This window comes from Streptomyces sp. N50, assembly GCF_033335955.1.
In the GTDB taxonomy this organism is placed as follows: Bacteria; Actinomycetota; Actinomycetes; order Streptomycetales; family Streptomycetaceae; genus Streptomyces.
Genome location: NZ_CP137549.1, coordinates 5361078 through 5381707, shown reverse-complemented (window position 1 = coordinate 5381707; position 20630 = coordinate 5361078). Strand labels below are relative to the sequence as shown.

The window sequence follows — 20630 nt, the reverse complement described above, 5'->3', positions numbered from 1 at the left end:
TCAGAGCTTCATCAGGCTGGCGTCGTCGACCGAGGCCGAGTGGCGGGAACGGAACAGCGACACGATGATCGCGAGCCCGACCACGACCTCCGCGGCGGCGACGACCATCGTGAAGAAGGCGATGACCTGACCGTCGAGGTTGCCGTGCATCCGGGAGAAGGTGACGAACGCGAGGTTGCAGGCGTTCAGCATCAGCTCGATGCACATGAACACGACGATCGCGTTCCGCCTGATCAGCACGCCGGTGGCGCCGATCGTGAACAACAGGGCGGAGAGATAGAGGTAGTTGACGGGGTTCACTTCGACGCCTCCTCGGTCCGCTTGAGGTTCGCCGGCTCGATCTCGGTGCGCTCCAGGCGCTCCTCGGCCCGCTGCTCCAGGGCCCGCAGGTCGTTGAGCGCCTCGCTGGACACGTCGCGGATCTGGCCGCGGTCACGGAGCGTCTTGCTGACCGTGAGCTCGGACGGGGTGCCGTCGGGGAGCAGGCCCGCGATGTCCACCGCGTTGTGCCGGGCGTAGACGCCGGGGGCGGGGAGCGGCGGAAGGTGCTTGCCCTCGCGGACGCGCTGCTCGGACAGCTCGCGCTGGGTCTTGGGCCGCTCGGTGCGCTCGCGGTGCGTGAGCACCATGGCGCCGACGGCGGCCGTGATCAGCAGGGCGCCGGTGATTTCGAAGGCGAACACGTACTTCGTGAAGATGAGGGCGGCCAGGCCCTCCACGTTGCCGTTGGCGTTGGCCGTGCTCAGGCCGTCGAACTGCGTGAGCGAGGCGTTGCCGATGCCCGCGAACAGCAGGACGCCGAAGCCGAGCCCACAGAGAAGGGCCAGCCAGCGCTGGCCCTTGATGGTCTCCGTCAGGGAGTCGGCGGCCGTGACGCCGACCAGCATCACCACGAAGAGGAACAGCATCATGATCGCGCCCGTGTAGACGACGATCTGCACGATGCCCAGGAAGTAGGCGCCGTTGGCGAGGTAGAAGACCGCCAGGATGATCATGGTCCCGGCGAGGGAGAGCGCGCTGTGCACCGCCCTCCTCATGAGGATGGTGGACAGGGCGCCGATCACCGCGACCGTGCCGAGGACCCAGAACTGGAAGGCCTCGCCGGTGGAGGTGGAGTAGGCGGCGGCCAGTTGCGCGCTCATGCCTCCACCCCCTCTTCCTTCTCCTCCTTGGGCTTCTCGCCCTTGGAGACGGCCACTTGGGGCACCGTGCCGGGTGCGGCCTCCGTCACCAGGCCCCGGTAGTAGTCCTGTTCGTCCATCCCCGGGTAGATGGCGTGCGGGCTGTCGACCATCGTGTCGTCGAGGCCGGCCAGCAGCTGTTCCTTGGTGTAGATGAGGTTCGCGCGGCTGGTGTCGGCCAGCTCGAACTCGTTGGTCATCGTCAACGCGCGCGTGGGGCACGCCTCGATGCACAGGCCGCACAGGATGCAGCGGGCGTAGTTGATCTGGTAGACGCGGCCGTACCGCTCGCCCGGCGAGTAGCGCTCCTCGTCGGTGTTGTCGGCGCCCTCCACATAGATGGCGTCGGCGGGGCAGGCCCAGGCGCACAGCTCGCAGCCGACGCACTTCTCCAGGCCGTCCGGATGGCGGTTGAGCTGGTGCCGTCCGTGGAACCGGGGGGCTGTGGTCTTCTCCTGCTCCGGGTACTGCTCGGTCAGCCGCTTCTTGAACATGGCCTTGAAGGTCACGCCGAAGCCGGCCACGGGGTTCTGGAAGCCAGGCTTCGTCTGCCCGGTCTCCTTTGGCTCCTCAGCCATCGGACGCCTCCTTTCCATCCAGAGATCCGTCACTGCCAGTGTCCGACCCACCACTGACAATCAACTCCCGCTCGCGGCGCGAGGGGCGTCGAGGCACCGGTGGCAACTCCTGTCCGGGCAGCGGCGGTACGGGGAATCCGCCCGCCATCGCGTCGAACCCGGCGGGTTCCTCGGCCAGTCGCGCGTCGTCCTTGGCCTTCTGGCGGAACATGTCCGCGATGAAGGACAGCAACAGCAGGACGAGCACACCGCCGCCGATGTAGAGGGCGATGTCGGCGAAGTCGTAGTTCTCGTTCTTCAGGGTCCGCACGGTCGCGACGAGCATCAGCCAGACGACGGAGACCGGGATGAGGACCTTCCAGCCGAGCTTCATCAACTGGTCGTAGCGCACGCGCGGGAGGGTGCCGCGGAGCCAGATGAAGAAGAACAGCAGCAGCTGGACCTTGATGACGAACCAGAGCATCGGCCACCAGCCGTGGTTCGCGCCCTCCCAGAAGGAGCTGATCGGCCAGGGTGCCCGCCAGCCGCCCAGGAAGAGCGTGGTCGACACCGCGGAGACCGTCACCATGTTCACGTACTCGGCGAGCATGAAGAGCGCGAACTTGATGGACGAGTACTCGGTGTTGAAGCCGCCGACCAGGTCGCCCTCGGACTCCGGCATGTCGAAGGGGGCGCGGTTGGTCTCGCCGACCATCGTGATGATGTAGATGATGAAGGAGACCGGCAGCAGGATGATGTACCAGCGGTCGTGCTGTTGTTCAACGATCGTCGACGTGGACATCGACCCGGAGTAGAGGAACACCGAGGCGAACGCGGCGCCCATCGCGATCTCGTAGGAGATCATCTGGGCGCAGGAGCGCAGACCGCCGAGCAGCGGGTAGGTGGAGCCGGAGCTCCAGCCCGCGAGCACGATGCCGTAGATGCCGACCGAGGCGACCGCGAGGATGTAGAGCATCGCGATCGGGAGGTCGGTGAGCTGCATCGTGGTGCGGTGGCCGAAGATCGAGACCTCGTTGTCGGCGGGCCCGAAGGGGATCACCGCGATCGCCATGAAGGCCGGGATGGCCGCGATGATCGGCGCGAGGATGTAGATCAGCTTGTCCGCGCGCTTGACGATCAGGTCTTCCTTGAGCATCAGCTTCACGCCGTCGGCGAGCGACTGGAGCATGCCCCAGGGGCCGTGCCGGTTGGGGCCGATGCGCAGCTGCATCCAGGCGACGACCTTGCGTTCCCAGACGATCGAGAACAGCACGGTGATCATCAGGAACGCGAAGCAGAACACCGCTTTGACGACGACCAGCCACCAGGGGTCGCGGCCGAACATCGAGAGGTCTTCGGCAGCGAGGTACGGGTACGGGCTCATGCCTCCACCTCCTTGGGGGCCTCGCCCGCGAGCGTGGCCGGGCCGATGCGGACGAGTGCGCCGGGCAGCGCCCCGGTGTCGGAGGCGACGCCCCCGCCGGTGGAGTTCAGCGGGAGCCAGACCACCCGGTCGGGCATCTCGGTGATCCGCAGCGGGAGTTCGACGGTTCCGGCGCCACCGGTCACGGCGAGCGCGTCGCCGTCCTTGACGCCCGCCTCGGCGGCCGTGGCGGCCGACACGCGCGCGTGGGCGGCGTGCCGGGTGCCGGCGAGCGCTTCGTCGCCCTCCTGGAGCGCGCCCTGGTCGAGCAGCAGCCGGTGCCCGGCGAGCACGGCCTCCTCGGCGGCCGGCCGGGGCAGCACGCCCGCGGTCTCCAGCGGATCGCTGGCCCGCGGCCCGTCCCACGGCCCGAGCCGGTCCAACTCCGCGCGCGTGGTGCGCAGATCGGGCAGACCCAGGTGTACGTCCATGGCGTCGGCCAGCATGTGCAGCACGCGCGCGTCGGTCGGGGCGAGGGTGCGGGTCATCTGGTCGGGCTTGAGCGCGGCGTCGAAGAAGCGGACCCGGCCCTCCCAGTTGAGGAAGGCGCCCGCCTTCTCGGCGACCGCCGCGACCGGGAGGACGACATCCGCGTGTTCGGTGACCTCGCTGGGCCGCAGTTCGAGCGACACCAGGAAGCCGACTTCGTGCAGTGCCGCACGCGCGCGTGCCGGGTCGGACAGGTCGCCCGGCTCCACACCCGCGACCAGCAGCGCCCGGAGTTCACCCCCGGCGGCGGCCTCGACGATCTGGCCGGCGTCGCGGCCGTAGCGGTGCGGGAGTTCGGCGACGCCCCAGGCGACGGCGACCTCCTCACGCGCGCGCGGGTCGGTGGCCGGACGCCCGCCCGGCAGCAGCGACGGCAGCGCACCCGCCTCGATCGCACCCCGTTCCCCGGCCCGGCGCGGAATCCACACCAGCCGCGACCCGGTCGCGAACGCGGCCCGTACGGCGGCGGTGAGGCCCCCGGCGACAGCGGCCAGCCGCTCGCCGACGACGATCACCGCGCCCTCGGTGCGCAGTGCCTCGGAGGCAGTGGCGCCGTCATCCTCAAGACCGACGCCACTCGCGAGCGCGTCCAGCCACTCGGTCTCGGTTCCGGGAGCGGCCGGCAGCAGGATGCCGCCCGCCTTCTCCAGTCCGCGCGTGGCGTGGGTGGCGAGCGAGAACACCCGCTGCCCGTGCTTGCGCGAGGCCTTGCGCAGCCGCAGGAAGACGCCGGGCGCCTCCTCCTCGGACTCGAACCCGACCAGCAGGACGGCGGGCGCCTTCTCCAGGGAGGTGTACGTGACGCCGTTGCCGTCGAGGTCCCGGCCGCGGCCCGCGACCCGGGCGGCCAGGAAGTCGGCCTCCTCGCTGCTGTGCACGCGCGCGCGGAAGTCGATGTCGTTGGTGTCGAGGGCCACGCGCGCGAACTTGCTGTACGCGTAGGCGTCCTCGATGGTGAGGCGGCCGCCGGTCAGAACGCCGGCCCGGCCGCGCGCCGCCGACAGGCCCTGGGCGGCGGCCTCCAGGGCCTCCGGCCAGGACGCGGGCTCCAGGACACCGTCCGCGTTGCGCACCAGGGGCGTCTGGAGCCGGTCGCGCTGCTGCGCGTACCGGAAGCCGAAGCGCCCCTTGTCGCAGACCCACTCCTCGTTGACCTCGGGGTCCACGGCGGCCAGGCGCCGCATGACCTTGCCGCGCCGGTGGTCGGTGCGGGTCGCGCAGCCCCCGGCGCAGTGCTCGCACACCGACGGCGTGGAGACCAGGTCGAAGGGGCGGGAGCGGAATCGGTACGCCGCCGAGGTCAGCGCGCCCACCGGGCAGATCTGGATGGTGTTCCCGGAGAAGTACGACTCGAAGGGGTCGCCCTCACCGGTGCCGATCTGCTGGAGCGCGCCCCGCTCGACCATCTCGATCATCGGGTCGCCCGCGATCTGGTTGGAGAAGCGGGTGCAGCGCGCGCACAGCACGCACCGCTCGCGGTCCAGGAGCACCTGGGTGGAGATCGGGACGGGCTTCTCGTAGGTCCGCTTGCGGCCCTCGAAGCGGGACTCGGCGTTGCCGTGGGACATCGCCTGGTTCTGCAGGGGGCACTCGCCGCCCTTGTCGCAGACCGGGCAGTCCAGCGGGTGGTTGATGAGGAGCAGCTCCATCACGCCGTGCTGCGACTTCTCCGCGACCGGCGAGGTGAGCTGGGTCTTGACGACCATGCCGTCCGTGCACGTGATCGTGCAGGACGCCATCGGTTTGCGCTGGCCCTCGACCTCGACGATGCACTGGCGGCAGGCGCCGACCGGGTCGAGGAGGGGATGGTCGCAGAACCGGGGTACCTCGATGCCGAGTTGCTCGGCGGCGCGGATGACCAGGGTGCCCTTGGGCACGCTGATCTCGGCGCCGTCGATCGTCAGCGAGACGAGATCCTCGGGCGGGACCGCCGCTTCGCCCCCTCCGGAGGGGGCGTTCGTGGTCACCGTCATGCGTTCACCTCCGTGCGGTCGGCCCAGGCCGTGGACTTGGCCGGGTCGAAGGGACAGCCCCGGCCCGTGATGTGCTGCTCGTACTCCTCGCGGAAGTACTTGAGCGAGGAGAAGATCGGCGAGGCGGCGCCGTCGCCGAGGGCGCAGAAGGACTTGCCGTTGATGTTGTCGGCGATGTCGTTCAGCTTGTCGAGGTCGGACATGGAGCCCTTGCCGGCCTCGATGTCGCGCAGCAACTGCACGAGCCAGTACGTCCCTTCGCGGCACGGTGTGCACTTGCCGCAGGACTCGTGGGCGTAGAACTCGGTCCAGCGGGTGACGGCACGCACGACGCAGGTCGTCTCGTCGAAACACTGCAGAGCCTTGGTGCCGAGCATGGAACCCGCGGCGCCGACTCCTTCGTAGTCAAGAGGGACGTCGAGGTGCTCGTCGGTGAACATCGGCGTGGAAGACCCGCCCGGCGTCCAGAACTTGAGGCGATGTCCGGCCCGGATCCCGCCGCTCATGTCGAGCAGCTGACGGAGTGTGATGCCGAGCGGTGCCTCGTACTGGCCGGGACTGGTGACATGGCCGCTGAGCGAGTAGAGCGTGAAGCCTGGGGACTTCTCGCTGCCCATCGACCTGAACCATTCCTTGCCTTTTTGCAGAATGGCGGGAACTGACGCGATCGACTCGACGTTATTCACAACAGTCGGGCACGCATAGAGGCCCGCGACCGCAGGGAAAGGGGGACGGAGCCGCGGTTGACCACGGCGGCCTTCGAGCGAGTCGAGCAGGGCGGTCTCCTCACCGCAGATGTACGCGCCAGCGCCCGCGTGCACGGTGAGCTGGAGGTCGAGCCCGCTGCCCAGGATGTTCTCGCCGAGGTAGCCCGCGTCGTACGCCTCGCGTACGGCCTCGTGCAACCGCCGCAGAACGGGGACGACTTCACCACGCAGATAGATGAAGGCATGCGACGACCTGATGGCATAACACGCGATGACAATGCCCTCGATGAGGCTATGCGGGTTGGCGAACAGGAGCGGGATGTCCTTACACGTCCCGGGCTCCGACTCGTCGGCGTTGACAACTAGATAGTGCGGTTTTCCATCCCCTTGGGGAATGAATTGCCATTTCATTCCGGTGGGGAAGCCGGCGCCACCGCGACCGCGCAGACCGGAGTCCTTCACATACGCGATGAGGTCGTCCGGCGACATGGCGAGCGCCTTGCGGAGCCCCTCGTATCCCTCGTGCCTCCGGTACGTGTCCAGAGTCCAGGACTCGTCCTCGTCCCAGAAGGCCGACAGCACGGGTGCGAGCAGCTTCTCGGGGCTGTGGTCTTTCAGTTCGGGTGCCAAGGTCATCACTCCCCCTCCTCGGCGACAGGCCCCGCCGGGTGGGCGGGGTCGGAGGCCGACGTGTCCTGCGGCGCATCGTGCGAACTGAGGTGCTCGGTCGTCGGCGACGTGTCCTGCGGCGCACCGGAGCCCCGCGGATGGACCACGCGCGCGGGTGCGGTCTCTCCCCTGGCCAGGCGGAGGCCCACCAGTGATGCGGGTCCCGCACCGCCGCTCGCCTCGACGGCCCCTGGCCGCTCGTCGGGGAAGCCGGCGAGGATCCGCGCGGTCTCCTTGAAGGTGCACATCGGCGCCCCGCGCGTGGGCTCCACCGGAGCGCCCGAGCGCAGGTCGTCGACGAGGCGCCGGGCGCTGGCGGGGGTCTGGTTGTCGAAGAACTCCCAGTTGACCATCACGACGGGCGCGAAGTCGCAGGCCGCGTTGCACTCGATGTGCTCCAGGGTGACCTTGCCGTCGTCGGTGGTCTCACCGTTGCCGACGCCCAGGTGCTCCTGGAGGGACTCGAAGATCGCGTCGCCGCCCATCACCGCACACAGGGTGTTGGTGCAGACCCCGACCTGGTAGTCGCCGCTCGGCCGGCGCCGGTACATGGAGTAGAAGGTCGCCACGGCGGCGACCTCGGCCGTCGTCAGGTCGAGCAGGTTCGCGCAGAACTGCTGCCCTGTGCGCGTGACATGACCCTCCTCCGCCTGCACGAGATGCAGCAACGGCAGGAGGGCCGAGCGGGAGTCCGGGTAGCGGGCGATGATCTCCCGCCCGTCGGCCTCCAGCCGGGCCCGGACGTCGTCCGGGTAGGCGGGCGCGGGCAGTTGGGGCATGCCCAGACTGACGCCCTGCTCCGAAGAACTGGTGGTCACCGGTCGACGCCTCCCATCACGGGGTCGATGGACGCGACGGCGACGATGACGTCGGCGACCTGGCCGCCCTCGCACATCGCCGCCATGGCCTGAAGGTTGGTGAAGGACGGGTCCCTGAAGTGGACCCGGTAGGGGCGGGTGCCTCCGTCGGACACGGCGTGCACCCCGAGTTCGCCCTTGGGCGACTCGACCGCCGCGTACGCCTGTCCCGGCGGCACGCGGAAGCCTTCGGTCACCAGCTTGAAGTGGTGGATCAGGGCCTCCATGGAGGTGCCCATGATCTGCTTGATGTGGTCGAGCGAGTTGCCCAACCCGTCCGGCCCGAGCGCGAGTTGGGCGGGCCAGGCGATCTTCTTGTCGGCGACCATGACCGGGCCGGGCTGCAGCCGGTCCAGGCACTGCTCGACGATCCTGAGCGACTGGCGCATCTCCTCAAGACGGATGAGGAAGCGGCCGTAGGAGTCGCAGGTGTCGGCGGTCGGGATGTCGAAGTCGTACGTCTCGTAGTCGCAGTACGGCTGCGCCTTGCGCAGGTCGTGCGGCAGGCCGGTGGAGCGCAGGATCGGGCCGGTGGCGCCGAGGGCCATGCAGCCGGCCAGGTCGAGGTAACCGACGTCCTGCATACGGGCCTTGAAGATGGGGTTCCCGGTGGCGAGCTTGTCGTACTCGGGGAGGTTCTTCTTCATCTTCTTCACGAACTCGCGGATCTGGTCCACCGCGCCGGGCGGCAGGTCCTGGGCGAGTCCGCCGGGGCGGATGTACGCGTGGTTCATCCGCAGGCCCGTGATGAGCTCGTAGATGTCGAGAATCATTTCACGATCGCGGAATCCGTAGATCATGATCGTGGTGGCGCCGAGCTCCATACCGCCGGTGGCGATGCACACCAGGTGGGAGGACATCCGGTTCAGCTCCATCAGGAGCACCCGGATGATCTTCGCCCGCTCGGTGATCTGGTCCTCGACTCCGAGGAGTTTCTCGACGGCGAGACAGTAGGCGGTCTCGTTGAAGAAGGACGTCAGATAGTCCATGCGCGTCACGAACGTGGTGCCCTGCGTCCACGTGCGGTACTCGAGGTTCTTCTCGATCCCGGTGTGCAGGTAGCCGATGCCGCAGCGGGCCTCGGTGACCGTCTCGCCGTCGATCTCCAGGATCAGGCGGAGCACTCCGTGCGTGGAGGGGTGCTGGGGCCCCATGTTGACGACGATGCGCTCGTCGTCGGCCTTGGCCGCGGACTGGACGACCTCGTCCCAGTCGCCACCGGTGACCGTATATACGGTGCCCTCGGTGGTCTCGCGCGCCGAAGCGGCGGAGGCGGATGCTGACTGCGTGCTCACGAGTACGACCTCCGCTGGTCCGGAGCCGGGATCTGGGCGCCCTTGTACTCGACGGCGATGCCGCCGAGGGGGTAGTCCTTGCGCTGCGGGTGGCCCTGCCAGTCGTCCGGCATCATGATCCGCGTCAGGGCCGGGTGACCGTCGAAGACGATCCCGAAGAAGTCGTACGTCTCGCGCTCGTGCCAGTCGTTGGTCGGATAGACCGGGACCAGGGACGGGATGTGCGGATCGCTGTCCGGGGCGCTGACTTCGAGGCGGATCAGCCGGTTGTGGGTGATCGAGCGCAGGTGGTAGACGGCGTGCAGCTCGCGGCCCTTGTCGTGCAGGTAGTGGACCGCGCTGACGCCGGTGCAGAGTTCGAAGCGCAGGGCCGGGTCGTCGCGCAGGGTCTGGGCGACGCGGACCAGGTGCTCGCGTTCGACGTGGAAGGTGAGTTCGTCGCGGTCGACGACCGTCTTCTCGATCGCGTTGCCGGGCAGCAGGCCCTGTTCCTCCAGAGCGCCCTCCAGCTCGTCGGCGACCTCGTCGAACCAGCCGCCGTAGGGCCGGCTCGCCTCGCCCGGCAGGCGGACCGAGCGGACCAGGCCGCCGTAACCGGAGGTGTCGCCACCGTTGTTGGCGCCGAACATGCCGCGCTGGACGCGGATCTCCTCGCCCTCGCCGCGCGGGCCGGGGAGGTTGGAGGCGCCCGGATCCTGCTCCGGGTCGGCTCCGTTGGTGCCGTTCGCGTCACTCACCGCAGCAGGCCCTTCATCTCGATGGTGGGCAGTGCCTTGAGCGCCGCTTCCTCCGCCTCACGGGCCGCCTCCTCGGCGTTCACGCCGAGCTTGGAGGACTGGATCTTCTGGTGGAGCTTGAGGATCGCGTCCATCAGCATCTCGGGCCGTGGCGGGCAGCCCGGGAGGTAGATGTCGACCGGGACGATGTGGTCGACGCCCTGCACGATCGCGTAGTTGTTGAACATGCCGCCCGACGAGGCGCAAACGCCCATGGAGATAACCCACTTGGGGTTCGGCATCTGGTCGTAGACCTGCCGCAGCACCGGCGCCATCTTCTGGCTGACCCGGCCCGCGACGATCATCAGGTCCGCCTGGCGGGGAGATCCGCGGAAGACCTCCATGCCGAAGCGCGCGAGGTCGTAGCGTCCGGCGCCGGTCGTCATCATCTCGATGGCGCAGCAGGCGAGTCCGAACGTGGCGGGGAAGACGGACGCCTTGCGCACCCAGCCCGCGGCCTGCTCGACGGTGGTCAGCAGGAAACCGCTCGGCAGCTTTTCTTCGAGTCCCATGGTCTAAGGCCCCTCAGTCCCATTCCAGGCCGCCGCGCCGCCATACGTACGCGTACGCGACGAAGACGGTGAGCACGAAGAGCAGCATCTCCACGAGCCCGAAAACACCCAGGGCGTCGAAGGTGACGGCCCAGGGGTAGAGGAAGACGATCTCGATGTCGAAGACGATGAAGAGCATCGCCGTCAGGTAGTACTTGATGGGGAAGCGCCCGCCGCCGGCCGGCGTGGGGGTCGGTTCGATGCCGCACTCGTACGCTTCGAGCTTGGCCCGGTTGTACCGCTTCGGACCGATCAGCGTGGCCATGACCACGGAGAAGATCGCAAAGCCTGCCCCGAGGGCTCCCAGTACGAGGATGGGCGCATACGCGTTCACCGCTCCTCGCTCCTCTCAGTCGGCACTGACTGCTGGCGATGGCATCGGGTCCGCTTCCGGCTCACGCGCCGCTCAAACCCCGTTCGTCCCAACGAAGATCGAGAACATGTGAAGCAGGTCACAAGCCCAACTGCCCCGCATCTTATGCCCGGCGCTCTGTGATCTGCGACACGGGGTATTACACAAGCTTTGTGATCTCCACCACCCGACGAAGGATCATCACGTCGGACGGGCGGCGATCTTCGCACGCGAAGCGCCCGAGTGGTCACCAGAGGTGACATTTCCGCTCGTCATCGCAGCCAGAGGGCGGCGTCTCAATATCAAGAGGCTTCCCTTGCATGCAAATTGGAGTTGGACGGGACGGCTTGATAGTGGAGGCCCGTTCACACATCAGAGGGACACGCGCGGCACGGTGTGGACGCGTGCACACGTTCACGAAGTCACCCGCTCGCGGTACCCACGCAGGACGCACGCATTCCGGTAACCGTTCCGTGACCTCCGCCACACTCATGAGAGGCGGATGAGAACGGGGCTTGGCCACCTGTCCCAACAGATGGTAAGCAGCGGGCAATTCGGGCTTACCGACGAAAGACCGTGATCACGGGCCTGATCACCCAGGTCCGCAATGTCCGTTACGGCGTCAATAAGGAACGACACACCCGGGGTTGACGGCACCCATTGAACAATTGTGGCGCAGCACACGTTTCTTGAAGGTATGGAGGAGCCCCTGATACCGGTTGGTCTCATGTCCCACACCGCTCACATACGCAGCCACCGGAAACCCCGCCGCAGCGCGACGACGAACATCGCCGTGCGGGCCGGAGTTGCCGGTGGCGTTCTCAGCATGGCGGCGGCGGGTGCAGCCACGGCCAACGCCGCCGAGACCACACAGACCATGCAACTGCCCACCCTGACGGCCGATCTGGCCACGCAGGTCGCGCAGTCCGCCGAGGCCACGCAGCAGGCCGCAGCCAACTACCAGCTGCAGGCCGAGCGTGACACGGCCGCCGCAAACGCCGCGAAGCAGGCGAAGGCGGACCTCGCGGACGCCAAGAAGAAGGCGGAGGCAAAGAAGAAGGCCCAGGAGGCCGCTCGTAAGGACGCTGCGGCCCGCGCCGCCTCGCGCAGCGCCGAGAGGACCACCCTGGCCTCTACGGCCACCACGAGCGCGTCCACGAGCACCAGCTCGTCCACGGCCACCGGTTCGGCCGCGGCCGTCGTCGCCTTCGTGAAGGCGCAGATCGGCAAGTCCTACGTCCTGGGCGCCACCGGCCCCAGCGCGTACGACTGCTCCGGACTCGTCGGAGCCGCCTTCAAGCAGGTCGGCATCAGCCTGCCGCGTGTCTCCCAGGACCAGTCGACCGCGGGAACTCAGGTGTCCCTGAGCAACCTTCAGGCCGGCGACATCCTGTACTGGGGCAGCGCGGGCAGTGCCTACCACGTGGCGGTGTACGTGGGCGACGGCATGTTCGTCGGCGCGCAGAACCCCTCCACCGGCATCGTGGAGAGGCCGCTGTCGTACGACATGCCGACCGGCGCGGTGCGGGTGCTCTGACACCCGCGCACGACGCCGTGAGCATGGGGCCGCTGCCGCTCGGGGGCAGCGGTCCCCTCGGCGTATCCTCCGGTCGCCCCGGACCCACGGGGCGTTCCCACTACCGGAGTTCGTCGCTTCCCTGAAAAACTCTCTCCTCACGTTCGGCTAACCGGTACGCCGGACGCCAAACCGGAGGAGAGCAATCCATGCCACGTGTCTTCGTCCAGGGCAGCCCCGTCGACTCCTATCCCCGCCCCGCACCCGAGGCCCGCCGCGGTTCCGTGCGGCGTGTCACCGAGGTCGGCGAAGAGGTCCTGCACCGCCCGTCCCGGGACGTCACCGAGTTCGGGCCCGACCTCGCCGCGCTCATCGACGACATGTTCCTCACCATGTACGTCGCCGACGGGGCCGGCCTCGCGGCCAACCAAGTGGGCGTGGATCTGCGCCTGTTCGTGTACGACTGCCCCGACGACGACGGTGTCCGGCATGTCGGACACATCGTCAATCCGGTCCTCGACCCGCTCGACCCGGCCGGGCGCCGGCTGCTCGACGAGGGCGAGGGCTGCCTGTCGGTGCCGGGCGCCATGATGGACGTACCGCGTCCGGACCGGGCCGTGGTGCGCGGGCTCGACAAGGACGGCGACCCGCTTGTGATCGAGGGCACGGGGTACTTCGCGCGCTGCCTCGCCCACGAGACCGACCACGTCAACGGTCAGGTGTACCTGGACCGGCTCTCCAAGCGGGACCGCAAGGAGGCGCTGCGGCAGGTGGCGGACCGGCGTGACGAGGTGTTCGCCCGCCGGGCCGCCAAGACGGCCGCGCTCAGCGGCTGATCGCGCCCGAGCCCAAAGCCCGCCCTACGGTCACGCCTTCGGCGCCACCTTGCTCAGCCCGTTGATGATGCGGTCCATCGCGTCGCCGCCCGTGGGGTCGGTGAGGTTGGCCAGCATCTTCAGGGTGAACTTCATCAGCAGAGGGTGCGTCAGGCCGCGCTGGGCCGCGATCTTCATGACCTTCGGGTTGCCGATGAGCTTCACGAAGGCGCGGCCCAGCGTGTAGTAGCCGCCGTAGGTGTCCTTGAGGACCCGCGGGTAGCGCTGCAGGGCGAGTTCACGGCTCGCCGGGGTCGGGCGGGCGTGGGCCTGGACGATGACGTCGGCGGCGATCTGGCCGGACTCCATGGCGTAGGCGATGCCCTCGCCGTTGAAGGGGTTCACCAGGCCGCCGGCGTCGCCGACCAGCAACAACCCCTTCGTGTAATGGGGTTGACGGTTGAAGGCCATCGGGAGGGCGGCGCCGCGGATCGGGCCGGTCATGTTTTCGGGGGTGTACCCCCAGTCCTCGGGCATGGACGCGCACCACGCCTTCAGGACCTCGCGCCAGTCCAACTCCTTGAAGGAGTCGGAGGTGTTGAGGACGCCGAGGCCGACGTTCGAGGTGCCGTCGCCCATACCGAAGATCCAGCCGTAGCCGGGCAGGAGGCGGTCCTCGGCGCCGCGGCGGTCCCACAGTTCCAGCCAGGACTCCAGGTAGTCGTCCTCGTGGCGGGGCGAGGTGAAGTAGGTCCGGACGGCGACGCCCATCGGGCGGTCCTCGCGGCGGTGCAGGCCCATCGCGAGGGAGAGGCGGGTGGAGTTGCCGTCGGCGGCGACCACCAGGGGCGCGTGGAAGGTGACTTCGCGTTTCTCCTCGCCGAGCTTGGCGTTGACGCCGGTGATCCGGCCGGTGCGCTCGTCGACGATCGGGGCGCCGACGTTGCAGCGCTCGTAGAGACGGGCGCCCGCCTTCTGGGCGTTGTGGGCGAGCTGTTCGTCGAAGTCGTCGCGCTTGCGGACGAGGCCGTAGTCCGGGAAGGAGGCGAGTTCCGGCCAGTCCAGCTGGAGGCGGACGCCGCCGCCGATGATGCGCAGGCCCTTGTTGCGCAGCCAGCCGGCCTCCTCGGAGATGTCGATGCCCATGGCCACGAGCTGCTTGGTGGCGCGCGGGGTGAGTCCGTCGCCGCACACCTTCTCGCGCGGGAACTCGGTCTTCTCCAGCAGGAGTACGTCGAGTCCGGACTTGGCGAGGTGGTAGGCGGTGGCGGAGCCGGCTGGCCCCGCGCCGACGACGATCACATCGGCGGTGTTTTCGGAGAGGGGCTCGGTCACGGCGGGATCTCCCCAAGTTCGAAATCTGCGTGCCGACCGGCACTGGACATGGGCAGTCTATTCAGCGCCACTGATCACCAGGCTGAAGGGCTGCCCCGTGAACCGAGCTCTCCCCGCAGTACGGCTGCGTGTCCCGACCGACGAGGACGCCGTGGCCTGGCACCGGGCCTTCGCCCACCCGGACGTCATGGAGTTCCACGGCGGGAAGGCCGCGGAGTTGTCCGTCTACGAGGAGCTCACCGCGCGCCAGCGCCGGCACGACGCGGAGCGCGGTTTCTGCCTGTGGACGATGCTCGACGCGGAGGACCGGGTCATCGGCTTCACCGGCGCCCAGCCCTGGCCGCAGGACTGGGGACCGAAGGGTGAGATCGAGATCGGCTGGCGGCTGGGGCGGGAGTTCTGGGGCCAGGGGTATGCCACGGCCGCCGCGGAGACGACCCTGGAGCGGGTGCGGGCGGCCGGGGTGCCGAGCGTGGTCGCGATGGTCCTGGCCCGCAACACCCGGTCGATCGCGGTGACCCGGCGGCTCGGCATGCACCTCGCCGAGGTCTTCACCACGCCCTCGCGCGAGGAGACGGGCCACTGCTACCGGCTCGAACTGTAACCCAGAGTAACCATCCGCTACAGAACGACACTTGACGCTTCCGGTCGGGACCGGACCGGGGTTACCCTTCCGGTACCGCTGGGGGTGACATCTGTGCGTATAACGCCCAAAACACCTGAAGTGCGCGTGCCACGGCTCGTCGGCCTGATGGCCGTGGACGCGCGCGAGACGGCCCAGTCGCGCGGGCTGTTCATCAACTCGCCGGACCGGCCCGACTTCCATCTCGCCGTCGTCGACTACGTCGTACGGCAGTATCCGCAGCCCGACGCCGAGGTGCCGCGGGACTCCGTGATCTACGTCTGGTTCGACTTCGGCGAGGGGGATGGCGGGGGCGGTATGCGCGAGCCGCGCATCCCCCGGCCGCCGAGCGGCGGAATGCAGCGCGAGCTGGACGAGCCGCCGGGTGACGCGTTCTTCGAGACGGTGATCAGGTGAGGGTGATCAGGTAAGAGGGGGCACGCAGGGGGCATTGGGGCGTCGGCCAAGGGCCGAAGAGTGGCCGGGCAGGCGCGCTCGGGCACCCCGACGCCACCCGCCCCGCGAAACCCTGCTCAAAACCCCGCCCCACAGCCGCCCTCAGCCCTGCTTGAAACCCCGGTGCAGGGCCACGATCCCGCCGCTCAGGTTGCGGTACGCGACCTTCGACCAGCCGGCCTTGCGCAGCCGCTCGGCCAGTGCGGGTTGGTCGGGCCAGGCGCGGATGGACTCGGCGAGGTAGACGTACGCGTCCGGGTTCGAGGAGACGGTCCGGGCGACCGGCGGCAGCGCGCGCATCAGGTACTCGGTGTAGACCGTGCGGAAGGGCGCCCAGGTCGGGTGCGAGAACTCGCAGATCACCACCCGGCCGCCGGGCTTGGTCACCCGGTACAGCTCGCGCAGCGCGGTGTCCGTGTCCTGCACGTTGCGCAGCCCGAAGGAGATGGTCACGGCGTCGAACGTGTCGTCCTTGAACGGCAGCTTCGTCGCGTCGCCGGCCGTGAGCGGCAGCCAGGGGTGGCGCTTCTTGCCGACCTGGAGCATGCCGAGGGAGAAGTCGCAGGGCACGACATAGGCGCCGCTGCGGGCGAAGGGGAGGGACGAGGTCGCCGTACCGGCGGCGAGGTCCAGGATCTTCTGCGCGGGGCGGGCGTCGACCGCCTTGGTGACCTCCTTGCGCCATCGGCGGTCCTGGCCGAGCGACAGCACGTCGTTGGTCAGGTCGTACCGTTCCGCCACGTCGTCGAACATCGAGGCGACTTCGTGCGGCTGCTTGTCCAGGGATGCGCGGGTCACGGGCCCATTGTGGCAGTACGGGCCGGGCATCCCGAAGGCGCCCGGCCCGCACGACCCCCGTCGAAAAGAAGCTCACGCCGTGAAGGGGAATCTCACGACGGCAGCAGTCTGGGTTTCTTCTTCGCCGCCACGTCCTCCACCCAGCCGCAGAGCACGATGAACACGGCGATCAGGATCCAGCCGATGCCGAACATGAACCACTGGCTCCCCAGCGGCAGCCACTTCTCGAAGGCGGGCACCTTCCAGAACTGGTCGGTCAGCGGCACCGCGAGCACCAGCGCGATCTCGTGCCAGAGATAGATCGTCACGGCCCGCGCGTTGAAGATCGTGACGATCCGGTCGAGCCGCTTGAACCGGGTCAGCCAGGCGAAGTCGATGTTGAAGTAGGCCTTGGCCCACATCAGCAGCATGACGTAACCGGCCGACCAGTACGTCTGGGCGAGCGGGCTCTCGTCCAGGTCGTAGGTGCCGCCGGCCTCCGCCTGGTGCGTGAAGGCGTACCAGCCGCCGAAGGCGATCGCGGCGACCGACAAGGTGACCACCAGGAACGGCTTCAGCTTCTGGAGCACGCCGTCGCGGTGCGCGAAGCCGAGGATCCAGCAGAAGAGGTACGTCGACAGGTCCCAGAGCGCGTTGCCGAAGCGGTTGTCCGGCCCCGCCCACACGAACTTGAGGATCACGATCGGCACAAGTGTCAGCAGCAGCACGGGAATCGGTGCCTTGCGGAAGATCCACAGCAGCACCGGCGACAGCATCACGAACCACAGATACGTCCGCAGATACCAGAGGATCTCCCAGGCCTGCATGCCCCACGCGTTGCCCGGCGGATCACCGACGGGCACGATCCAGAAGACGATCTGCCAGCCCGGCATCCAGTCGTGGATCATCATCGCCACGAGCACGAAGAAGCCCCAGAACCAGAACGGCGGCAGCAGCCTCCGCATCCGGCTCTTGACCACCTTGAACGCGGGCCGCTCCAGCGACTTCGCCATCAGCGTCCCGGCCAGCCCGAACATGATCCCCATCGAGGGGAACACCATCCCGCACCAGGCCCACCCGAAGGTGTGGTAGGTCACGACCCGGACCAGCGCGACGGCCCGCAGCGTGTCGAAGTACCGGTCCCGGCCCGCCTTTTGGGGCGCGGACGCGGACGCGGGCTTCTCGACAACCTCTTCTACGGCCTTCTCGGCCACCGGCTCCCGAACGGGCGCCGGGTCCGACTCCGGCTCCGACTCCGGTTCCACGACAGGAAGAGGCGCCGTGGCATACACCGGCTGCCCGTAGTCGACGTACTGCGGAGGCTGTGGCTGTGACTGCTGTTGATACGGGTACGGCGACTGCTGCGGCTGGCTGTACCCGTCGTACCCGTAGGGCTGTTGGGGATACTGGGGCTGTTGCGGCTGCCCGTAGCCACCCCCGTACCCCTGCTGTTGCTGCTCCCAGCTCATCAGCTCGCCCCCGCCGGTGTGCCGACCTCGCCGGTGCGCTTGAGTTTCTGCCAGCGCAGCCGGCCGCCGGTCAGGGCGGTGATGCTGGAGTGGATGAGGACCAGGTACATCATCTGGCGGTAGGCCAGTTGCTGGAGCGGCATCATCAGCAGATAGCGGTACTTCTCCCGGTCCAGCCTGAACGCGTAGGCCGCGCACAGGAGTTGGATGCCGAGCACCGCGAACCACATCGCGAGGGACGCCCAGAAGTCGACGAAGATCATCGAGTAGACGGTGAAGACGTCGATCAGCGGGGCGAAGACCGGCGTGATGATCTGGAAGATCACCACCAAAGGCATGCCGACCCGGCCGAAGCGGCCCGAAGGACCCTTGTCCGTAAGGGACTTGCGGTGCTTCCACAGCGCCTGCATGGTGCCGTAGGACCAGCGGTAGCGCTGCGACCAGAGCTGCTTGAGGGAGGCCGGGGCCTCGGTCCAGGCCTTGGCGTGCTCCTGGTAGACGACCCGCCAGCCCTCGCGGTGCATGGCGATGGTGATGTCCGTGTCCTCGGCGAGGGTGTCCTCGCTCATGCCGCCGACCTGGAGCACCGCCTCGCGGCGGAACGCGCCGATCGCGCCCGGGATGGTGGGCATGCAGCGCAGCAGGTCGTACATGCGGCGGTCGAGGTTGAAGCCCATCACGTACTCGATGTGCTGCCAGGCGCCGATGATCGTGTTGCGGTTGCCGACCTTGGCGTTGCCCGCGACCGCGCCGACCTCGGGGTCGGCGAAGGGCTGCACGAGGTGCCGTACGGTGTCGGGTTCGAAGACGGTGTCGCCGTCCATCATCACGACGATGTCGTAACTCGCGCTGCGCACACCGTTGTTGAGGGCGGCGGGCTTGCCCGCGTTCTCCTGGCGGATGACCCGGACGTTCGTCATGCCGAAGGAGCGGGCCGCCTCGCGGGCGATCTCGGAGGTGCCGTCCGAGGAGCCGTCGTCGACGACGATGACCTCGATCGGGTGGGTGCTCTTCGCCAGCGACTCAAGGGTGTTGGCGATGCACTCCTTCTCGTTGTACGCCGGGACGATGACGGTCACCGGGCGGGTGACGGTCGGCCCCCAGCTGAACCGGCGTTTGTTGCGCTGTCTGTAATGGCGCCGGGCGAGGATCAGCATCATCCCGAAGCGGCTCATGACGGCGATGCCGACGACGGTGAGGCCGGCCGCGAGTCCCGGCACCACCCACTCCGCGACGGTGACGGCGTAGATGAGCGCCTTGCCCTCGTAGAGGGTCATGCCGGTGGCCTCGCGGTGGGCGCCCTGGAGGACCGAGGTCCGCCGGGTGCCCGTGCCGTTGCCGTTGCCGTTGCCGTTGGCACCCCCGGTGCCGCCGGCCGCGCCCGCGCCGCCGACCGCGGAGTCGACCGGGGTCTGGCCGTTGCCCGTACCGGGTGCGGCGGACGACGCGGCGGTGGGTGCCCCGGACGGCTGGGCGCCGGCCTCGACGTTGCCGGTGCTCGTCCCGGCGGCCGCGCCCGTGCTCGTGACGGGCCGCGCGGCGGAGTTGTTCTTGGCGATGGCACCGCTCACCGTGGTGAACGTGTAGCCCTTCGCCTTCATCTTCTCGATGTACTGGGGCAGCGCCTTCATGGTCTGCGAGCGCACACCACCGGCGTCGTGGAACAGCACCGAGGAACCCGAAGTCCCGGACGGCGTCGCCCACTTGATGATCTTCGCGACGCCGGGCTGCTTCCAGTCGTCGCTGTCGGTGTCGACGAAGACGCTGGTGTAGCCGGAGGCGCCGAGCTTCTTGTAGACGGGGTAGCTGTAGTTGTCGATCGCGTCCGTCTCCGAGGAGTAGGGCGCGCGGAAGAGCGTGGTGGTGATGCCGGCCGCGCCGGCGAGCGCGAGCTGGGTCTGCTCCATCTCCCGCTTGATACGGGCGTCGCTCTGGTAGGAGAGGTCGACGTGGGTGAACGTGTGGATGCCCACCTCTTCGCCCTGCTCGACCATCTGCTTCACGATGTCCGGGTAGCGCGAGACCATCGAGCCCACCAGGAAGAACGTGCCCGGCACGTCGTACTTCTTGAGGATCTTCAGGACCGTCGGCGTGTAGGTGGGGTTCGGGCCGTCGTCGAAGGTGAGGACGATGGTCTTCTTCGGGATGGTCTGGGTGACCGGCTTGCCGTTGCGGAAGGTCAGGATCGGGCCGCCGTTGAGGACCTTGTCGGGGACCTTGCTGGCGCTCGCGCCGTCCCGGACGCGTTCGTCGCCGCCGACTTCCGCGCGCAGGTAGCCGTCGAGCAGCATCACGCAGGTGAGGCCGAGGAGAAGCAGCAGGGCGAGAATCACCCGGGGTCGCTGGAGCGCGGCGGCCTTGCCGGCCGCGCGTTCCATCCGGGTGGGGGCGCGTCGGCGCCCGCGCGAGGGAGTCGTCGTAGTCATGGCTGCGGGGGCGCTCCGGTCAGTGTGCGGTGGCTGAGGACGACGGGGCCGCACCCGTGGGGGTGCCCGAGGGGATGTCGGTCGGAGCGCCGGTCGGAACACCGGAGGGCGCTACGCCGCCTCTGCCGCCGTTGGGGCCGTAGCCACCGCCGGGAGCGGAACCGGCCTGGCCGCCGCCGAAGGGCAGCAGCGAGGAGGGGTTGATCGAGATGCCCCAGCCCATGAACGCCATGCCGAGTACGAACGCGTACCCGAGGCAGACGGTGCCCATGAGGAGGCCGATCCGGCGCAGCACCTTTGACCGGCGGCCGGAGTTGTCAACGAACACGGGACCTTCAGCGGACCCGTTGCCGGCTTTGCGGCGGCGACCCCGCGCAGAGGCGC

General features: G+C 68.6%; 20 protein-coding genes. 4 read left to right on the top strand and 16 right to left on the bottom strand.

The window, feature by feature from the left end:
• From nuoK to R2B38_RS24105, 11 genes are read right to left on the bottom strand one after another with little or no spacing between them, the layout of a single operon-like run.
• Nucleotides 1–300 (bottom strand): NADH-quinone oxidoreductase subunit NuoK, encoded by a 300-nt coding sequence (gene nuoK / locus R2B38_RS24155; RefSeq protein ID WP_016437642.1) that lies wholly within the window; start codon nucleotides 298–300, stop codon nucleotides 1–3.
• Nucleotides 297–1142 carry an NADH-quinone oxidoreductase subunit J gene (locus R2B38_RS24150; protein WP_318018124.1) on the bottom strand — a complete coding sequence of 282 codons (846 nt, stop codon included), beginning with the start codon at nucleotides 1140–1142 and terminating at the stop codon, nucleotides 297–299. Before R2B38_RS24150 ends, nuoK begins: the two co-directional genes overlap by 4 nt.
• Nucleotides 1139–1759, bottom strand: coding sequence for an NADH-quinone oxidoreductase subunit NuoI (gene nuoI, locus R2B38_RS24145; protein ID WP_318018123.1), 621 nt, complete (start codon nucleotides 1757–1759; stop codon nucleotides 1139–1141). Before nuoI ends, R2B38_RS24150 begins: the two co-directional genes overlap by 4 nt.
• Nucleotides 1752–3122: an NADH-quinone oxidoreductase subunit NuoH gene (nuoH, locus tag R2B38_RS24140; protein ID WP_318018122.1), complete on the bottom strand. Its 1371-nt coding sequence runs from the start codon at nucleotides 3120–3122 to the stop codon at nucleotides 1752–1754. Before nuoH ends, nuoI begins: the two co-directional genes overlap by 8 nt.
• On the bottom strand, nucleotides 3119–5623 hold the full coding sequence (locus tag R2B38_RS24135) for an NADH-quinone oxidoreductase subunit G (protein WP_318018121.1): 2505 nt from the start codon (nucleotides 5621–5623) through the stop codon (nucleotides 3119–3121). The genes nuoH and R2B38_RS24135 overlap by 4 nt, the downstream gene beginning before the upstream one ends.
• Nucleotides 5620–6966 carry an NADH-quinone oxidoreductase subunit NuoF gene (nuoF, locus tag R2B38_RS24130; RefSeq protein ID WP_019061210.1) on the bottom strand — a complete coding sequence of 449 codons (1347 nt, stop codon included), beginning with the start codon at nucleotides 6964–6966 and terminating at the stop codon, nucleotides 5620–5622. The genes R2B38_RS24135 and nuoF overlap by 4 nt, the downstream gene beginning before the upstream one ends.
• Nucleotides 6966–7817, bottom strand: a complete 852-nt coding sequence (gene nuoE, locus R2B38_RS24125) for an NADH-quinone oxidoreductase subunit NuoE (protein ID WP_318018120.1) — start codon at nucleotides 7815–7817, stop codon at nucleotides 6966–6968. The genes nuoF and nuoE overlap by 1 nt, the downstream gene beginning before the upstream one ends.
• Nucleotides 7814–9151 carry an NADH-quinone oxidoreductase subunit D gene (locus tag R2B38_RS24120; RefSeq protein ID WP_318018119.1) on the bottom strand — a complete coding sequence of 446 codons (1338 nt, stop codon included), beginning with the start codon at nucleotides 9149–9151 and terminating at the stop codon, nucleotides 7814–7816. The genes nuoE and R2B38_RS24120 overlap by 4 nt, the downstream gene beginning before the upstream one ends.
• Nucleotides 9148–9888, bottom strand: coding sequence for an NADH-quinone oxidoreductase subunit C (locus R2B38_RS24115; RefSeq protein ID WP_033282503.1), 741 nt, complete (start codon nucleotides 9886–9888; stop codon nucleotides 9148–9150). The genes R2B38_RS24120 and R2B38_RS24115 overlap by 4 nt, the downstream gene beginning before the upstream one ends.
• Nucleotides 9885–10439 (bottom strand): NuoB/complex I 20 kDa subunit family protein, encoded by a 555-nt coding sequence (locus R2B38_RS24110; protein ID WP_007383964.1) that lies wholly within the window; start codon nucleotides 10437–10439, stop codon nucleotides 9885–9887. The genes R2B38_RS24115 and R2B38_RS24110 overlap by 4 nt, the downstream gene beginning before the upstream one ends.
• Nucleotides 10440–10452: 13 nt before the next feature.
• Nucleotides 10453–10812: an NADH-quinone oxidoreductase subunit A gene (locus R2B38_RS24105; RefSeq protein WP_007383963.1), complete on the bottom strand. Its 360-nt coding sequence runs from the start codon at nucleotides 10810–10812 to the stop codon at nucleotides 10453–10455.
• 745 nt (nucleotides 10813–11557) lie between these two features.
• Between R2B38_RS24105 and R2B38_RS24100 the strand changes: the two genes are divergently transcribed.
• Nucleotides 11558–12367 carry a C40 family peptidase gene (locus tag R2B38_RS24100; RefSeq protein ID WP_318018118.1) on the top strand — a complete coding sequence of 270 codons (810 nt, stop codon included), beginning with the start codon at nucleotides 11558–11560 and terminating at the stop codon, nucleotides 12365–12367.
• Nucleotides 12368–12555: 188 nt separating this feature from the next.
• A complete protein-coding gene (gene def, locus R2B38_RS24095) occupies nucleotides 12556–13182 on the top strand; it encodes a peptide deformylase (RefSeq protein ID WP_318018117.1) in 627 nt (208 codons plus the stop codon).
• 30 nt (nucleotides 13183–13212) lie between these two features.
• Here def and R2B38_RS24090 read toward each other — a convergent pair whose 3' ends face one another.
• Nucleotides 13213–14496, bottom strand: coding sequence for a geranylgeranyl reductase family protein (locus tag R2B38_RS24090; RefSeq protein ID WP_318018116.1), 1284 nt, complete (start codon nucleotides 14494–14496; stop codon nucleotides 13213–13215).
• Nucleotides 14497–14593: 97 nt separating this feature from the next.
• Between R2B38_RS24090 and R2B38_RS24085 the strand changes: the two genes are divergently transcribed.
• Both R2B38_RS24085 and R2B38_RS24080 read left to right on the top strand, forming a co-directional pair.
• Complete coding sequence (locus R2B38_RS24085; RefSeq protein WP_318018115.1) at nucleotides 14594–15100, top strand: GNAT family N-acetyltransferase; 507 nt, start codon at nucleotides 14594–14596, stop codon at nucleotides 15098–15100.
• 120 nt (nucleotides 15101–15220) lie between these two features.
• Nucleotides 15221–15535 (top strand): PASTA domain-containing protein, encoded by a 315-nt coding sequence (locus R2B38_RS24080; RefSeq protein WP_318018114.1) that lies wholly within the window; start codon nucleotides 15221–15223, stop codon nucleotides 15533–15535.
• A gap of 141 nt (nucleotides 15536–15676) precedes the next feature.
• On the opposite strand, the gene R2B38_RS24075 is transcribed toward R2B38_RS24080, so the two are convergent.
• From R2B38_RS24075 to R2B38_RS24060, 4 genes are all read right to left on the bottom strand, one after another.
• Nucleotides 15677–16372 carry a demethylmenaquinone methyltransferase gene (locus R2B38_RS24075; protein ID WP_318018113.1) on the bottom strand — a complete coding sequence of 232 codons (696 nt, stop codon included), beginning with the start codon at nucleotides 16370–16372 and terminating at the stop codon, nucleotides 15677–15679.
• A gap of 92 nt (nucleotides 16373–16464) precedes the next feature.
• Nucleotides 16465–17820, bottom strand: coding sequence for an acyltransferase family protein (locus R2B38_RS24070; RefSeq protein ID WP_318018112.1), 1356 nt, complete (start codon nucleotides 17818–17820; stop codon nucleotides 16465–16467).
• Nucleotides 17820–20246, bottom strand: coding sequence for a bifunctional polysaccharide deacetylase/glycosyltransferase family 2 protein (locus R2B38_RS24065; RefSeq protein ID WP_318018111.1), 2427 nt, complete (start codon nucleotides 20244–20246; stop codon nucleotides 17820–17822). Before R2B38_RS24065 ends, R2B38_RS24070 begins: the two co-directional genes overlap by 1 nt.
• 19 nt (nucleotides 20247–20265) lie before the next feature.
• Nucleotides 20266–20574 carry a hypothetical protein gene (locus R2B38_RS24060; protein ID WP_318018110.1) on the bottom strand — a complete coding sequence of 103 codons (309 nt, stop codon included), beginning with the start codon at nucleotides 20572–20574 and terminating at the stop codon, nucleotides 20266–20268.
• Nucleotides 20575–20630 lie beyond the last annotated feature (56 nt).

What these genes read in the sequence shown, in the direction of transcription:
- R2B38_RS24150 (WP_318018124.1), bottom strand. Translation starts at nt 1,142, where the DNA reads ATGAGCGCGCAACTGGCCGCCGCCTACTCCACCTCCACCGGCGAGGCC.
- nuoI (WP_318018123.1), bottom strand. Translation starts at nt 1,759, where the DNA reads ATGGCTGAGGAGCCAAAGGAGACCGGGCAGACGAAGCCTGGCTTCCAG.
- nuoH (WP_318018122.1), bottom strand. Translation starts at nt 3,122, where the DNA reads ATGAGCCCGTACCCGTACCTCGCTGCCGAAGACCTCTCGATGTTCGGC.
- R2B38_RS24135 (WP_318018121.1), bottom strand. Translation starts at nt 5,623, where the DNA reads ATGACGGTGACCACGAACGCCCCCTCCGGAGGGGGCGAAGCGGCGGTC.
- nuoF (WP_019061210.1), bottom strand. Translation starts at nt 6,966, where the DNA reads ATGACCTTGGCACCCGAACTGAAAGACCACAGCCCCGAGAAGCTGCTC.
- R2B38_RS24110 (WP_007383964.1), bottom strand. Translation starts at nt 10,439, where the DNA reads ATGGGACTCGAAGAAAAGCTGCCGAGCGGTTTCCTGCTGACCACCGTC.
- R2B38_RS24100 (WP_318018118.1), top strand. Translation starts at nt 11,558, where the DNA reads ATGTCCCACACCGCTCACATACGCAGCCACCGGAAACCCCGCCGCAGC.
- def (WP_318018117.1), top strand. Translation starts at nt 12,556, where the DNA reads ATGCCACGTGTCTTCGTCCAGGGCAGCCCCGTCGACTCCTATCCCCGC.
- R2B38_RS24070 (WP_318018112.1), bottom strand. Translation starts at nt 17,820, where the DNA reads ATGAGCTGGGAGCAGCAACAGCAGGGGTACGGGGGTGGCTACGGGCAG.
- R2B38_RS24065 (WP_318018111.1), bottom strand. Translation starts at nt 20,246, where the DNA reads ATGACTACGACGACTCCCTCGCGCGGGCGCCGACGCGCCCCCACCCGG.